Source organism: Caulobacter sp. 05T431 (assembly GCF_056665975.1).
In genome coordinates, this window is record NZ_JBFTKU010000001.1 from 100,899 (window position 1) to 116,631 (window position 15,733).

Annotated in this window: 12 protein-coding genes; 6 read left to right on the forward strand and 6 right to left on the reverse strand. The window is 69.9% G+C overall.

Annotated features, from left to right (window positions below; genetic code table 11):
* Window positions 1–338: 338 nt before the first annotated feature.
* On the forward strand, window positions 339–1,877 hold the full coding sequence (locus tag AC1U89_RS00440) for a response regulator (RefSeq protein WP_479897672.1): 1,539 nt from the start codon (window positions 339–341) through the stop codon (window positions 1,875–1,877).
* 34 nt (window positions 1,878–1,911) lie between these two features.
* A complete protein-coding gene (locus AC1U89_RS00445; protein ID WP_479897673.1) occupies window positions 1,912–3,633 on the forward strand; it encodes an AmpG family muropeptide MFS transporter in 1,722 nt (573 codons plus the stop codon).
* 40 nt (window positions 3,634–3,673) lie between these two features.
* Here the strand turns inward: AC1U89_RS00445 and AC1U89_RS00450 are convergent, their stop codons facing one another.
* Both AC1U89_RS00450 and AC1U89_RS00455 read right to left on the reverse strand, forming a co-directional pair.
* Complete coding sequence (locus AC1U89_RS00450) at window positions 3,674–4,513, reverse strand: S1 family peptidase (protein WP_479897674.1); 840 nt, start codon at window positions 4,511–4,513, stop codon at window positions 3,674–3,676.
* Between the two features lie 24 nt (window positions 4,514–4,537).
* Window positions 4,538–4,966 (reverse strand): DUF350 domain-containing protein, encoded by a 429-nt coding sequence (locus tag AC1U89_RS00455; RefSeq protein WP_479897675.1) that lies wholly within the window; start codon window positions 4,964–4,966, stop codon window positions 4,538–4,540.
* A 142-nt stretch (window positions 4,967–5,108) separates the two neighbouring features.
* Here AC1U89_RS00455 and AC1U89_RS00460 point away from each other — a divergent pair, with 142 nt between their 5' ends.
* Entirely contained in the window at window positions 5,109–5,786 is a 678-nt protein-coding gene (locus tag AC1U89_RS00460) for a hypothetical protein (RefSeq protein WP_479897676.1), read from the forward strand.
* 8 nt (window positions 5,787–5,794) lie between these two features.
* Here the strand turns inward: AC1U89_RS00460 and AC1U89_RS00465 are convergent, their stop codons facing one another.
* Window positions 5,795–6,214: a hypothetical protein gene (locus tag AC1U89_RS00465; protein ID WP_479897677.1), complete on the reverse strand. Its 420-nt coding sequence runs from the start codon at window positions 6,212–6,214 to the stop codon at window positions 5,795–5,797.
* Window positions 6,214–7,416, reverse strand: coding sequence for a dual-specificity RNA methyltransferase RlmN (gene rlmN, locus AC1U89_RS00470; protein ID WP_479897678.1), 1,203 nt, complete (start codon window positions 7,414–7,416; stop codon window positions 6,214–6,216). The genes AC1U89_RS00465 and rlmN overlap by 1 nt, the downstream gene beginning before the upstream one ends.
* A 206-nt stretch (window positions 7,417–7,622) precedes the next feature.
* Here rlmN and AC1U89_RS00475 point away from each other — a divergent pair, with 206 nt between their 5' ends.
* Both AC1U89_RS00475 and AC1U89_RS00480 read left to right on the forward strand, forming a co-directional pair.
* Window positions 7,623–9,449, forward strand: coding sequence for a M2 family metallopeptidase (locus AC1U89_RS00475; RefSeq protein ID WP_479897679.1), 1,827 nt, complete (start codon window positions 7,623–7,625; stop codon window positions 9,447–9,449).
* A 108-nt stretch (window positions 9,450–9,557) separates the two neighbouring features.
* Window positions 9,558–11,243, forward strand: coding sequence for a TadE/TadG family type IV pilus assembly protein (locus AC1U89_RS00480; RefSeq protein WP_479897680.1), 1,686 nt, complete (start codon window positions 9,558–9,560; stop codon window positions 11,241–11,243).
* Between the two features lie 179 nt (window positions 11,244–11,422).
* On the opposite strand, the gene AC1U89_RS00485 is transcribed toward AC1U89_RS00480, so the two are convergent.
* The gene (locus AC1U89_RS00485; protein ID WP_479897681.1) at window positions 11,423–12,358 is read right to left on the reverse strand and encodes an isopenicillin N synthase family dioxygenase; all 936 of its coding nucleotides are present in this window, start codon (window positions 12,356–12,358) and stop codon (window positions 11,423–11,425) included.
* A gap of 198 nt (window positions 12,359–12,556) precedes the next feature.
* Between AC1U89_RS00485 and AC1U89_RS00490 the strand changes: the two genes are divergently transcribed.
* Window positions 12,557–13,234, forward strand: coding sequence for a YiaD family glycine zipper/OmpA-like lipoprotein (locus tag AC1U89_RS00490; protein ID WP_479897897.1), 678 nt, complete (start codon window positions 12,557–12,559; stop codon window positions 13,232–13,234).
* An 830-nt stretch (window positions 13,235–14,064) separates the two neighbouring features.
* Here AC1U89_RS00490 and AC1U89_RS00495 read toward each other — a convergent pair.
* Complete coding sequence (locus AC1U89_RS00495) at window positions 14,065–15,609, reverse strand: YifB family Mg chelatase-like AAA ATPase (protein WP_479897682.1); 1,545 nt, start codon at window positions 15,607–15,609, stop codon at window positions 14,065–14,067.
* Window positions 15,610–15,733: the final 124 nt, after the last annotated feature.

Here is a 15,733-nt window from a genome sequence, read left to right on the forward strand (position 1 = left end):
GGGTGTCGTTGACCTGGCCCGCCCGCCGGAGGCTTCAAGGCGGCGAGGTTCGAATAGCACTCAGCGCCGCAGGCTTCCGGATAACGACCGCGCGGAGCGATCGGGCTTCGTCGAAACGGTATTCTCTAATTTCTTCCGGACGATGTCCGGCGCTCCGCAGCCCTTTCCAACTCACAGCCGGTTTGGCGTGGGATCACACCCCCTTGCCCCTACAGACCGCGAAGCGGTCCGTAGGGGGCAAGGGGGCGCCGCACTGCGCTTTGGAAAAGGAAACCCCACCGCACGATGTTCTCCGCCGCACACCCGTCGTTAAGCCGCTCCCGCTAAGCTCCGCGCCCATGAACGACCGTCCTTCCTCCGCCGGGGTCACGCCCGAACAGCTGGCCACCCTCAGCCACGAGTTCCGCACGCCGCTGAACGGGGTGCTGGGCATGGCGCGGCTGCTGGAGGGCACCCGGCTGACCGCCGAGCAGCGGGCCTATGTCGGCGCCCTGCGCGAGAGCGGCGACCACCTGCTGTCGCTGGTCAACGACGTGCTGGACTTCGCCCGCCTGGGCGCCACGGCCATCGAGCTGCACACGGCCCCGGTCGACGTCGAGAACCTGCTGCGCCAGGTGGCCGAGCTGCTGAGCCCGCGCGCCCACGAGAAGAGCATCKAGATCGCCTGGGCCGCCGCGCCCGGCCTGCCCGCCATCCTGGCCGACGAGGGCCGCCTGCGGCAGGTGCTGCTGAACTACGCCGGCAACGCCATCAAGTTCACCGAGACCGGCGGCGTGCTGCTGAGCGCCGAGCTCACGGCCGGGAACCGCCTGCGCTTCAACGTCCGCGACACCGGCCCGGGCGTCGCCCCGGAAGCCCGGGCCGCGATCTTCGAGGCCTTCGTCCAGACCGATCCCTCGCACCAGGCCCAACTGGGCGGCGCGGGCCTGGGCCTGGCCATCGTCGCCCGCCTGGCCGGCGCCATGAACGGCGAGGCCGGGGTCGGCGGCGAGCTGGGCCAGGGCGCCGACTTCTGGTTCGAGGCGCCGTTCGACTTCGCCCCGGCCGAGCCGGTCGATCTGCCGCTGACCGGTCGCACCGTGGCCATCGCCTCGCCCAACGCCATGGTCCGCGAGGCCGCGATCCGCCAGGTCCGCGCCAGCGGCGGCCAGGCCCTGGCCGGCGAGACCGTCGCCGCGGCCCTGAAGGGCGCGCCCGCCGACGCCGTGCTGCTGCTGGACGCCGCCCTCTCCGGTCCGCGCGGCGCGCTGAAGGCCCCGGCCGGCCGCGCCTGCGTCGCCCTGCTGACCCCCGACCAGCGCGACCGCATCCCCAAGCTGAAGGCCTCGGGCCTGGGCTACCTGATCAAGCCCCTGCGCCGCGCCTCGCTGATCGCCCAGGTGCTGGCGGCCCGGCCCGGAACCAAGGTCACGACGGTCGAACCCGTGCAGACCGCCCCCGCCCACGAGGACGACCGTATCGCCCCGGCCGCCGCCCCCGGCGTCCGCGTGCTGCTGGCCGAGGACAATCCGATCAACGCCCTGCTGGCCCGCGCCCTGCTGGAGCGCGAGGGCTGCAAGGTCGACCGCATCGCCAGCGGCGACGAGGCCGTCTCGGCCCTGTCGCGCGGCTTCTACGACCTGATCCTGATGGACCTGCGCATGCCGGGCCTGAACGGCATCGAGGCGACCAAGGCCCTGCGCGAACGCGGCGTGACCACGCCCATCGTCGCCCTCACCGCCGACGCCTTCGACGAGGACCGCCGCGCCTGCCTGGCGGCGGGCATGAACGACTTCCTGGCCAAGCCCCTGACCTCGCCCGCCCTGCGCGGCGTGCTCACCAACTGGACGGGCCTTGGCTGGACGAAAGCGGCGACGCGCGCCAAGGTCGCCGGCTGATGGCGGGGGCGCTCCTCGCCTCGGGGGAACGCCCATGACCGACCAGACGAAGGCCGAAACGCCGGCCCAGAAGAAGACCCTTCTCCAGACCCTGGCCTTCTTCGGCGAGCGTCGCAGCCTGGTGATGCTGGGCCTGGGCTTCGCCTCCGGCCTGCCCTTCATGCTGATCTTCGACACGCTGTCGCTGTGGCTGCGCGACGCCGGCCTGTCGCTGGCGGTGATCGGCTTCTTCAGCCTGGCCACCCTGAGCTTCTCGTTCAAGTTCCTGTGGGCCCCGCTGATCGACCGCACCAAGGTGCCGATCCTGCATGGGCTGGTCGGCCACCGCCGGGCCTGGATGCTGGTCTGCCAGGCGGTGATCATCCTGGGCCTGCTGGGCATTTCCGGAACCAACCCGGCCGCGAACCTGCCGCTGATGGCCGCCATCGCCGTGATCGTCGGCTTCGCCACCGCCACCCAGGACATCGTCATCGACGCCTGGCGGATCGAGGTGGTCGACACCGAGCGCCAGGGCCAGATGGCCGTGGCCGTGCAGTGGGGCTATCGCGGCGCGATGATCATGGCCGGCGCCGTGCCCCTGATCCTGGCCGAGCGGTTCGGCTGGAACATCTCTTACCTGGCCATGGCCGGGGCGATGCTGATCGGCGTTGTCTCGACCCTGCTGGCCCCGCGCGAGGCGGCCCACGCCATCCGGCCGATCCACACCGACGGCGTCGACCAGCCCAAGGCGCTGGAAATCCTGGAATGGCTGGTCCGGCTGGCCATCCTGGTGGTCGGCGCCCTGCTGATCGGCTCGGGCCTGTCGGGCGACGCGAGCATCCTGTCCAAGTTCGTCGGCGGCGAAGCCCTGGCCGACGCCTGGAAGGACAAACAGACGGGCATCTGGCTGCAACTGCTGGGCGTGCTGGCGGGCCTCGTCGTGATCGCCGTCGCCGCCTGGCCGATCCCCAAGGTGAAGACCAAACCCGGCGTCTATCTGTCGACGGCGCTCTATTCGCCGCTGAAGGAGTTCCTGACCCGCTTCTCGGGCGTGGCCGGCCTGATCCTGGCGGCGATCTGCGTCTACCGGGTCTCGGACTTCGTGCTCAACATCATGAACCCGTTCTACCGCGACATGGGCTTCACCCTCACCGAGATCGCCGAGATCCGGAAGGTGTTCGGCATCATCGCCTCGATGGCCGGGGTGTTCCTGGGCGGGGTGGTCGTGGCGCGCTTCGGCCTGATGCGGGCCCTGATCATCGGGGCCTTCGCCCAGCCGATCAGCAACCTGATGTTCGCCCTGCTGGCCATGAGCGGCCACAGCAACCCGATGCTGTTCGCCTCGATCTGCATCGACAACATCGCCGGCGGCGTCGCCGGCACCGCCCTGATCGCCTACATGTCCAGCCTGACCACGGCGGGCTTCACGGCCACCCAGTACGCCCTGTTCTCGTCGCTCTACGCCCTGCCCGGCAAGCTGATCGCCTCGCAGTCGGGACGGATCGTCGAGGCCTCGGCCCAGGCGGCCGAGCATGGCGGCCCGATCGGCGCCCTGAAGGGCCTGTTCACCCGTCTGCCGCCCGAGAGCTTCACCGCCGCCGGCGCCAAGCTGGGTGTCGGCCCGGCGGCCATGGCGGCCGGCTACACGGCCTTCTTCATCTACACCGCCCTGATCGGCCTGGTGGCCATCGCCCTGTCATTCGCCGTCGCGGCCCGCCAGCCGGCGCACATGGCGGCCAAGGCGGCGGCCGAGGAGGCGGAGGAGGGTCCGGCCTGATCTCAAAACAACCGCTCATCCCGGCGAACGGATTTCGAGTTCAGGTCTCGCTCTTCAGGCAGACCACCTGGGCCACCCGCAGGTCGCGGCGCAGGCCGTCGGCGACGCGGCCGTAGTTCTCGGTGGTGATCGACTCGCCCAGGGCGAAGCTGGCCGGACGGCGCCGGCTCTGCTTGAGCAGGTCCTCCACCGTCTCCTGGGCGGTCGTGTAGATGCGGCCCCGGCGCGGCGATTCCGCCACCGTGACGCCGATCACCCGACCGGCGCTGTCCAGGGCGGGCGCGCCGGACAGGCCCGACAGCGTGCCCTTCAGATTGTCGGTGCGGCCGACCTCGGCCCAGACCAGGACCGGCTCGACCCGGGCGCCGCGCCCCCGGATGACCAGGTTCTCGCGGCCCAGCAGGCGCGAGGTGACCTCGCCCGGATGGCCCTGGGGGAAGCCCGGATGATAGGCCCGCTCGCCCCGGCGCGGCGRCTCGGCGGCGGCGCGCAGCGGCACGGCCGGCGCCCCGCCCTCGGTGGTCAGGATCGCCGCGTCGCCGGACGGGTCCAGGGTGACGCGGGCGGCCACGCCCCGGCCGTCGGCCACGACGATCGCCGCCTCGCGGCAGCCGTCCACCACGTGCCGGGCGGTCAGCCACGAGCCGCCGTCGTCGACCGAGAAGGCCGTGCCGCTGCCGGGCTGGCCCTTCTCGGGCACCTGGACGACCACGGACGGATCGAACGGCGAGGCCGGCCCCAGAGGCAGGCCCACGTCGCCGGGCACCGGCGGCGGCGGCGGCGGGGCGTCGGAACGCTCCTGCCGGCCGATGGCCACGACCAGCAGGGCGCTGACCACCGCCCCGTAGATCAGCCAATCCGGAAGTTTGGGGAAATGCACTGGACCCGCCCCGGCTCGCCCGCCCTAGCCCGCGACCGCGGCGGCCAGGATCAGGGCGGTGGCCAGCTTGGCCCCGACCAGCAGGGCGGCGGCGGCCACCTCGCCCTCGTTGATCCGCTCGGGCAGGCCCTTGAGCAGCATGTCGGTGATCCGGAAGACCAGCAGCTGGACCACGATGGTCGAGACGCCCCACAGCACGATCTCCAGCGGCGAGACCGAGGCCGACAGCGAGGTGGCCAGCGGGATGGCCAGGCCCACCATAACCCCGCCCAGCGACAGGGCGGCGGCGGCGTTGCCCTCGCGGATCAGCTTGATCTCCTTGTGCGGGGTCAGGAGGGCGTAGAGCGCCGTGCCGACCACCAGCATCACCAGGGTGATGGCGGCGTGCATCAGGGTCAGCGGCAGGCCGCTGGCGAAGGCCTGGATCTCGGGCGACTGGAGCTGAGGCGGCATGAAGACTGTAATCCCCGAACTTGAGGGACGCATTGCTAGCACGGGATCAAGCGCCGTGCGTAGGGGGCTCGTCGGCGAGGGTGGAAGGCGGACGTTTCCTCGGGCATGCTTCCCGCCTCAGGCCGAACCCAAGGACGCCGCCATGCTCACGACCAGTTCAAGGGCGGCGTTCGTCGCCGCGGGCCTGACCGCCGCGATGCTCGCCCTGGCGCCGCACCCGGCCCACGCCCAGGCCACCTCACGGATGTGCGCCGACAAGGCGGGGGAAACCCCAGGCCCCGCGTGCCTGGTCGCCCACGAAACGCTCGGGGCGCTCCCGGCCGGCCCGCTCTACTGGAGCCTCTACACCTTCGCCGACACGCGGTCCGCCGAACGCGTCAAGCCTGCGCACGCCAGCATCGTGGAGGCCTTCGGCCGGGTGTGGCTGTTCGACCTGGGCGGCAAGGGCGGCCAGCTCGAAGGCGGGCGGCACATGGCCGATGTCGGCCCGCTGCCCCTCGACGCGACGTCGGGCGATTTCAGCGTCGAGTACCTGAAGTCGACCTTCACGCCCGGCATGACCGCGCCCGTCCACGTGCATTCCGGACCCGAGGCCTTCTATGCGATCAGCGGCGCCAGCTGTCTGGAAACGCCGGACGGCGCCCAGGTCGGCCGGGGGGCGGGGCACTCCCTGATGGTGCGGCGCGGCCCGCCGATGCTGCTGATGGCGATCGGCCAGGAGACGCGCCAGGGCTTCGCCCTGATCCTGCACGAGGAGGGCAGCCCGCCCACGACCCTGACCTCGGCCTGGACGCCCAAGGGGCTGTGCCCGAAGGATTGAGCGGACGCCTAGCCCGCGAACCTGATCACCGACCAGCCGTAGGCGCGGATCCGCCAGGCGCCGTCCTCCAGCACCTGCGTGAACGACCAGCCGCCGTCCTCGTCGAACGGCTTGCCGTCGCGCACGCCGGTCCAGCGGGTGGGCAGGGAGAAATAGACCGTGTCGCCGGTGCGGCCGAAGTCCTGCGGCGAGCCGAAGGTGTGCCGTAGGTCGGAGATGGCCCCGACGTGGCGAGCCATCAGGTCGCGCCAATGGGCCAGGCCCGCCTGGCCGCTGAAGACGTGCGGCGGGAAGTTCTCGAGGATCGTCACGTCGCCGGTCGAGAACACGCCGGTCAGGACGCTGGTGTCGGCCGTCTCCAGGAACCGCGCCAGCGCCTCGGGGCCGGCCATCATGGCGGCGTCCGGCGCGGCGACGGCGTCCGGCATCAGGCCGCCGCCTCGTCCTCGTCGTCGTCCAGCACGCCGGCCATGGCCGCCATCGACAGCTTGCGCATCGCCGAGGCGCGGACCTTCTCGCTCTCGCTCTTCAGCTGGCCGCAGGCGGCCAGGATGTCGCGGCCCCGGGGCGTGCGGATCGGCGAGGAATAGCCGGCGCGGTTGAGGATCGCGGCGAAGGTCTCGATCGCCGCCCAGTCCGAGCACTGATAGTCKGTGCCCGGCCAGGGGTTGAACGGGATCAGATTGACCTTGGCCGGGATGCCCTTGATCAGCTTGACCAGGGCCCGGGCCTCGTCGGCGCTGTCGTTGACGCCCTTCAGCATCACGTACTCGAACGTCACCCGGCGGGCGTTGCTCAGGCCCGGATAGGCGCGGATGCCGGCCATCAGCTGGTCCAGCGGATACTTCTTGTTCAACGGCACCAGCACGTCGCGCAGGGCGTCGTTGGTGGCGTGCAGGCTGATGGCCAGCATGGCCTGGGTCTTCTCGCCCAAGGCTTCCAGCTGCGGGACCACGCCGGAGGTCGAGACGGTGATCCGGCGACGCGAGATGGCGATGCCCTCGTTGTCGCTGATGATCTCGATGGCGTCGGCCACCTGGCCCATGTTGTAGAGCGGCTCGCCCATGCCCATGAACACGATGTTGCTCAGCAGGCGGTCGTCCTTGTCGGACGGCCATTCGCCCAGGTCGTCCTTGGCGATCTGCACCTGGGCGACGATCTCGGCGGCGGTCAGGTTGCGGACCAGGGCCTGGGTGCCGGTGTGGCAGAAGCTGCAGTTCAGGGTGCAGCCGACCTGGCTGGAAACGCAAAGGGCGCCGACCCGTCCCACGGACGGGATGTAGACGGTCTCGACCTCGATGCCCGGGGCCATGCGGATCAGCCACTTGCGGGTGCCGTCCTTGCTGACCTGGCGCTCGACCACCTCGGGCCGGGCGATCGTGAAGCTGTCGGCCAGGCGGGCGCGGGTTTCCTTGGCCACGTCGCTCATCTGGGCGAAGTCGGTGATCCCGCGATGGTGCACCCAGCGGAAGATCTGGGTGGCGCGCATCTTGGCCTTGCCGTGCTCGACCACGCCGCTCTCGGTCAGGGCGGCGACCATCTGAGGCCGGGTCAGGCCCGAGAGGTTGATCAGGGGCTTGGGCGCATCAGCTTGAGGAGCCATGCGCGACAGGTCGAGGGTGACGCTCAAGGGGAGGTCCGGGGACAAGGGATTTTCAGGATCGAGGCGGGGATATAGCAGTTCCCGCCGCTTTTTCCAAAAGGACGGGGCGTCGCGGCCCCCTTTCTCACCTAAAGAATGGGACCTCCGGTCCCGCGCGCCTTGACGCTCGCGGGCAAGCCGCCTCCCATGTCGCCATGGATCCTGACGGATCGCCGAAGTCTGGGGAGGCTCCGATGAAGACCCGCCTGCTGGCCGCCTGCGCGGCCCTCGCCCTGTGCGCCGGCGCCATGGCCGCGCCCGCCGTCCACGCCCAAACACCCGCCGCAGCCGCGCCGACGCCCGAGGAGGCCAAGGCCTTCGTGGACGGCGCCGAGAAGGAGCTGATGGCCATGGGCGAATACGCCGCCCGCATGGCCTGGGTGCAGGCGACCTACATCACCGACGACACCAATTGGCTCAACGCCAAGGTCGACGCCGAGGCCAACGCCATGGCCGTGCGCTACGCCAAGCAGGCCGCGCGCTTCGACAAGACCCCGGTCGATCCGGTCACCCGTCGCAAGCTGAAACTGCTGAAGGCCGGCCTGGTCCTGCCCGCCTCCGACCGGCCCGGCGCGGCCCAGGAGCTGGCCGACGTCCAGGCGCGGATGCGGGCGCTCTACTCCACCGGCAAGGTGGTGATCGACGGCGAGACCCTGACGCTGGACGACCTGGACGACCGTCTGCGCACCGAGCGCGACCCGGCCAAGATCAAGGCCATGTGGGAGGCCTGGCACGCGGTGGCCAAGCCGATGGCCGCCGACTACCCTCAATTGGTCAGGCTGGCCAACGAGGGCTCGGTGGAGCTGGGCTACAAGGACACCGGGGCCCTGTGGCGCTCGTGGTACGACATGGAGCCCGACGCCTTCGCCGCCAAGACCGACGCCCTGTGGGCCCAGGTCGCGCCGTTCTACAAGAACCTGCACTGCTATGTGCGCGGACGGCTGAACGCCAAGTACGGCGACGCGGTCCAGCCCAGGACCGGCCCGATCCGCGCCGACCTGACCGGCAACATGTGGGCCCAGAGCTGGGGCAACATCTACGACATCGCCGCCCCGCAAGGGATCCCCGGCCCCGGCTACGACCTGACCCAGTCCCTGGTCGCCAAGGGCTACGACGCCACGAAGATGATGAAGACCGGCGAGGGCTTCTACACCTCGATGGGCATGGCCCCGCTGCCCCAGACCTTCTGGGAACGCTCGATGATCACCCGACCGCGGGACCGCGAGGTGGTCTGCCACGCCTCGGCCTGGGACGTCGACAACGACCAGGACATCCGGGTGAAGATGTGCACCCGGGTCAACGCCGACGACTTCTACACCGTGCACCACGAGCTGGGGCACAACTTCTACCAGCGCGCCTACGCCGGCCAGCCGTTCCTGTTCAGGGGCGGGGCCAATGACGGCTTCCACGAGGCGATCGGCGACTTCGTGGGCCTGTCGGCCCTGACCCCGACCTATCTGAAGCAGATCGGGGTGATCGACACCGTCCCGGGGGCCGACGCCGACGTGCCCTATCTGCTGAAGATGGCGATGGACAAGATCGCCTTCCTGCCGTTCGGCCTGCTGGTCGACAAGTGGCGCTGGCAGGTGTTCTCCGGCCAGGTCGATCCGGCCCACTACAACGAGGCCTGGTGGAAGCTGCGCACCCAGTACCAGGGCGTCGTCCCGCCCGGACCGCGCCCGGCCGACGCCTTCGATCCCGGGGCCAAGTACCACGTCGCCGACAGCACGCCCTACACACGCTACTTCCTCGCCCAGGTCTATCAGTTCCAGTTCTACCGGGCCGCCTGCCGCCAGGCCGGCTGGAAGGGGCCGMTGAACCGCTGCTCTGTCTATGGCGACAAGGCCGTGGGCAAGAAGTTCGAGGCCATGCTGGCCATGGGCCAGTCCAAGCCCTGGCCCGAGGCGCTGGAGGCCTTCACCGGCGAGAAGGACTTGGACGCCAGCGCCATCGCCGACTATTTCGCGCCCCTGAACGCCTGGCTGATCCAGCAGAACAAGGGCCAGTCCTGCGGCTGGTAGGCGTCTGGTAACGAGGCCCAAACGGCGCGGCGATTCACCATCGTCGTTTGCGGCCCGTTCACCGTCCTGCGCGACAATGCCCGATCTCTGGGGAGTCGGGCCTTGCTCATGACCACGTGGAAACGGCTTGCGACGCGTCTCGCGACGCGCCTGGGCGGCGACGAGCGCGGCGCGATCGCCGTGCAGTTCGCGCTGCTGCTGATCCCCATCGCCATCCTGACCTTCGGCCTGATCGACCTGAGCCGGACCAGCGTCCAGAAGCGCCAGCTGCAGGACGCCCTTGACGCCGCGACCCTGATGGCCGCCCGCTCGACCGCGACCACCGACGCCGCCCTGGATACGGTGGGCGACGCCGCCCTGGCCACCGAGATGGCGGGCCTGGGCGTGGCCCTGGGCCCCAGCAACTCGACCTTCGCCCTGGGCCCGAACAACACCGTGGTCGGCTCGATCCAGAACGTCACGATCAAGCCGATCATCGCCAACCTCTGGAGCACCGGCAACAAGACCATCTCGGCCGGTTCGACCGTGATGCGCTCGGTCAACAAGCTGGAAGTGGCGCTGGTGCTGGACAACACCGGCTCGATGGGCAGCAGCCTGAACTCGGGGACCAAGAAGATCGACGCCCTGATCACGGCGTCCAAGTCGCTGGTCGACGTCCTGGCCGCCGCCGCGGCCCGGGCCAGCGAGACCGACGCGGTCAAGATCAGCGTCGTGCCGTTCTCGATGACCGTGAACGTCGGTTCGACCTATCAGAGCCAGACCGCCTGGCTGTCGGGCAAGATGCCGACCACCGGCTACGGCACGGACGTGTTCGCCACCAACCAGAACCGCTTCACCCTGCTGTCGAACCTGGGCCTGACCTGGAGCGGCTGCGTCGAGAGCCGGCCCGCGCCCTACGACGTCACCGACGACGCGCCCAACAGCGCGACCCCGGCCTCGATGTTCGTGCCGTTCTTCGCGCCCGACGAGCCGGACGACAACACCGTGGGCGTCAACCAGTCCTCGACGACGCGCTATCGCGACGCCCGCACCCAGAACACCTCGTATCCGATCGAGAACAACTGGCTGCCCGACGGGGTCTCGCCCAGCGGCACCCTGACCACCGCCTGGGCCACCCGTTCGACGCCGATCGCCAAGTACGGGACCAGCAACAAGAGCAACGTCCTCAGCGTGGCCAAGACCGGGACCGACTACGGCCCCAACGCCGGCTGCGGCCTGACCAGCCTGATGCGCCTGACCAATGTGCGCACCACCACCCAGCGCGACCTGGTCAAGGCCAAGCTCGGCCAGATGATCGCCGACGGCAACACCAACGTCGCCATGGGCCTGGCCTGGGGCTGGCACACCCTGTCGAAGAACGCCCCGTTCGCCGACGGCGTCGACCCCGCCACCACCGCCGGCAAGAAGACCACCAAGGTGATCGTGCTGCTGACCGACGGCGACAACACCAACGACACCGTCAACAACCCGAACAACTCGATCTACACGGGCTACGGCTATATCGCCCAAGGCCGCCTGAAGAACGCCAGCGGCGTCGCCCTGACGGCCAGTTCAACGGCCACCAACCGCCGCGACGCCATCGACAGCCGCGAGAAGCTGCTGTGCCAGAACGCCAAGGACAAGGGCGTGGTGATCTACGCCATCGGGGTGGGGGTCTCGGACCACTCCAAGGGCATCCTGCAGCAGTGCGCCACCAAGCTGGACATGTACTACGACGTGACCAGCGCCGATCAGCTGACCTCGGTGTTCAACACCATCGCCGGCTCGATCCAGAACCTGCGGATCACGAAATAACGGGTCTGCCCCCTCTCCCCTTGCGGGAGAGGGTGGCCTCGCGGAGCGAGGTCGGGTGAGGGGTTGAAGAACGACAAAGCCGCGACCGGCCTTTCGGCTGATCGCGGCTTTTGCTTTCGAGAGACCCCTCATCCGGCGCTTCGCGCCACCGTCTCCCGCACGGGGAGAAGGCTCCAGGCCTAGGCCAGCTTGATCTCGCGCAGGCGCTGCTGGAGGAAGGCGTCGGCGGTGATCGGCTCGGGATAGCGATCCGGGTTCTCTTCCGTGACGCAGCTGGGCAGGGTCTTGATCAGGTAGTCCGACGCGAAGTGCAGGAAGAACGGCGTCGAATAGCGCGGCACGCTGCGGCGCTCGGGCGGCGGGTTCTGCACGCGGTGGATGGTCGAAGGCAGGACGTGGTTGGTCAGGCGCTCCAGCATGTCGCCGATGTTGATGACGATGCAGCCCGGCGGCGGGTTGATCGGCAGCCACTGGCCGTCGCGGTCCAGCAGTTCCAGCCCGCCCTCTTCGGCGCCCATCAGCAGGGTGATGGTGTTGATGTCGCCGTGGGCGCCGGCCCGCACGCCGGTGGCGTCCTTGGGGATCGGCGGATAGTGCAGCAGGCGCAGCACGCTGTTGCCGTCCTTGACCGTCGGGTCGAAGAAGTCGCGGCCCAGGTCCAAATAGGTGGCGATGGCCTTGAGCACACGCACGCCCAGGCTGTCGAGCGCGCCGTACAGCCAGCCGACATTGTGGTGGAAGCTGGGGATCTCGGCCGGCCAGACGTTGTCGGCCATGGTGACGCGGAAAGGGTGGCCGGGCGGCAGGTCGCGGCCGACGTGCCAGAATTCCTTCAGGTCGTGGTGGGTGGCGCCCTTGGCCGTCTCGATGCCGAACGGGATGTAGCCGCGCGAGCCGCCGGTGGCGCCGGCATACTGCTTCTTGGTCGGCTCCGGCAGGGCGAAGAAGGCCTTGGCGTCGGCGATGGCCGCGTCGATGCGGGCCTGGTCCAGGTCGTGGTCCGAGATCACCGCGAAGCCGTAGCGCTGGAACGACGCGCCCAGCTCCTGGGCGAACCTGTCGAAATCCTTCGAGTACAGGGTGAACGAGACGGGTTCGATGGCGGATGCGGACACGGGCGTGGGCCTCGATATTTAGTAAGAGCGGACTTACTACACCGGCAGCGCCCCGGCGCGAAGTCCCGTTCATGCTGGCGTCATGCGCGCTGTTGGAACTTGACCATTGGCGAAGCGTTCAGCCTCGCAATCATTCAAGACGCCAAGGATCATGGGCGATAGCCCAGGATCAAGGCCGCAAGAGGGAAAAGATCGATGATGATGAAGAAGACCGCGCCGTGGATCGCCTTGCTCGGCGCCGCCGCCCTGACCGCCGCCTGCACCACCACCGACCCCTATACCGGCATGCCGGTGCGCAACAACACCGGCACGGGGGCCCTGGCGGGCGCCGGCGTCGGCGCGGTCCTGGGCTATCTGACCAACACCAACAAGGGCGAGCAGGGCCGGAAGAACGCCCTGATCGGCGCGGGCATCGGCGCCCTGGCCGGCGGCGCGGTCGGCAACTACATGGACCGCCAGCAGGCCGACTTCCGCCGCAGCCTGGAAGGCTCGGGCGTGATGATCCGCCGCAACGGCGACCAGATCGTGCTGGTCATGCCCAGCGACGTGACCTTCGCCGTCGACAAGTCCGAGGTGCAGCCCAACTTCACCCGCGTGCTCGACGACGTGGCTCGCACGCTGAACGCCTATCCCCAGACGACGATCGACGTGGTCGGCCATGCCGATTCCAGCGGTCCGGACGACTACAACCAGACCCTGTCGGAGCGCCGCGCCAGCGCCGTCGCCGCCTATCTGACGGGCACCGGCCGGGTCCTGCCCGACCGCGTCTTCGTGGCCGGCCAGGGCGAGCGCCAGCCGATCGCCTCCAACGACACCGCCGAGGGCCGCGCCCAGAACCGCCGGGTGGAGATCATCCTGCGGCCGCTGACGAAGTAGGACCCTGCACCGAACACTTGCCCCCTACGGACCGCTTCGCGGTCGTCTTCCCAGAGGGGGAAGAGGCGCGCGGCGCGGCGTCCTCCGCCCCCTATGGGGGCGGACAGGCGGCGAAGCCGCCAGGTGGGGGCAAGTGGGTGTGATCTCACGCCAAAGGCCATGAGCTTGATGGGAAGGGTGCGAAGCGCCCGGGCCTCGCCCGGAGTAGCTTTGATGTTGATACCGTTTCGACGAAGACGAGCGCTTCGCGCGGATCGTTTTCCGGAAGCCTTCGGATCGCGGATTTTTAACCCGCTCCGATGGAGGCCCCCGACGGGCGGGGCGCAGGCTGCACCCCGGACCGCCTGGGCGATTTCAGCCCAGGCCTGCCGCGTCCGCCGATCCCTCGCCGCCTGGGTTTCGTCCCGACTGAGGGGAGCCTGCCCAGGACCGCCGCGAAGGCGTCACCCAAGACCACCGGCGAGCGCTTCCCGCTCGTCCACCCCTGAAAGCCGTTCGGTCGCCGGCCGGACGCCCTTCCCATGCTTTCAGGTAGGATCAGGATACGGGCGTCTGGAAGGGTGAGGACAAGTTCGGTCGAAAAAGTTCAGGGCTTTGAAATCGCTGGAGTTCATCCGCTATCCGCCGAGGATAAGTCCGGCCGGGGACATGCACTCACGGCACGCCATCGCCAGACCGGCTCCGAAATCCAGGGTGAGTGCGTGTCCCCTCCTTCGTCCGCGGCGGCACAGTACTAGCCCCAAGCTCAGCGGACGACTTGGGGGACACGCACTCACACCGCACGCCCTGCGGACCCGGCCGGCGCACCGCAGTGAATGCATGTCCCCGGCTCAGAACACCCCGTCAGCCGCCCCGAACGCGTTCGTCCGCCGGTGCGCCAGGGCCTCGGCCACGTGCACCCGCTTGACGCCGGTCGCGCCCTCAAGGTCGGCGATGGTGCGGGCCAGGCGCAGGACGCGGGTCCAGCCGCGGGCGCTGATCTGGCCGGCCTCGGCGGCGCGGGCCAGGAGGGTTCGCCCGGCCTCGTCCAGATCGGCGATCCTCTCCAGGAAGCGCCCCTCGGCCCGGCCGTTCAGGGCCTCGGCGCCGACCGGCGCGCCCTCTATCGCTTCCGCCCGCTCCTGCTGCAGCCGCCGGGCCCGGGCCACGCGGGCGGCGGCCTCGGCCGTGCCTTCCGTGGGCGGCGGCAGGGCCAGGTCGGCGGCGGTGACGGCCGGCATGTCGACAGCCAGGTCGATGCGGTCCATCAGCGGCCCGCTGACCCGCCCCTGGTAGTCGCGCTGGCAGCGGGGCGCCTTGCCGCACGCCCCGCGCCCGGCCCCGCCGTGGCCGCAGCGGCACGGGTTCATCGCCGCCACCAGCTGCACCCGGGCCGGATAGCGCACATGGGCGTTGGCCCGGGCCACCATCACCTCGCCGGTCTCCAGCGGCCCGCGCAGGCTGTCCAGGGCCTGGACCCCGAACTCGGGCAGCTCGTCCAGGAACAGCACGCCGTTGTGGGCCAGCGACACCTCGCCCGGCTTGGCCTTCAGTCCGCCGCCGGTCAGGGCCGCCATCGAGGCGCTGTGGTGCGGGGCCCGATACGGCCGGGCGCGGGTTAGGGTCCCCTTGGCGATCAGCCCCGCTACCGAATGGACCATCGAGGTCTCCAGCAGCTCGTGCGAGCTCAGGGGCGGCAGGAGGCCGGGCAGGCGCTGGGCCAGCATCGACTTGCCCGAGCCCGGCGGGCCGCAGAACAGCAGGTTGTGCGAGCCGGCGGCGGCGATCTCCAGCGCCCGCTTGGCGTGCTCCTGGCCCTTGACGTCGCGCAGGTCGCGGACCGCCTCGCCCTCGACCACCGGGCCCGGAGACGGGGCCGACAGCACCTGGCCGCCCCGGAAGTGGTTGATCAGGGCCACCAGCGAGCGCGGGGCCAGGATGCGGGTACCGCCCGCCCAGGCCGCCTCGGGCCCGCAGGCCTCTGGGCAGATCAGGCCCAGGTCCATCGCCCCGGCGGCCATGGCGGCGGGCAGGGCCCCGGCGCAGGGGGCGATCCGTCCGTCCAAGGACAGTTCCCCCATCGCCGCCCAGCCATCCAGCGCGTCGATCGGGATCACGCCCATGGCGGCCATCACCGCCAGGGCGATGGGCAGGTCGTAGTGGCTGCCCTCCTTGCGCATGTCGGCCGGGGCCAGGTTGGCGACGATGCGCTTGGGCGGCAGGGCCAGGCCCATGCCGGCGAATGCTCCGCGCACCCGCTCCTTGCTCTCGGCCACGGCCTTGTCGCCCAGGCCGACGATGACCATGACCTTGTCGCCGCCCGTCAGCTGGACCTCGACGTCGACGCGTCGCGCCTCCACCCCCTCGAACGCCACCGTGACGACCTTTGCCGCCATTGGGATTCGCCCCTCTTGTCCACCCATTTATCCACAAGCCAAGCATGGCCGTTGGAGCGGAGCAAGAACGAAAAACGAACGTTTCAGGAAAGTGTGACGATTCAGTCGTCTAGAAGTAGTTCCT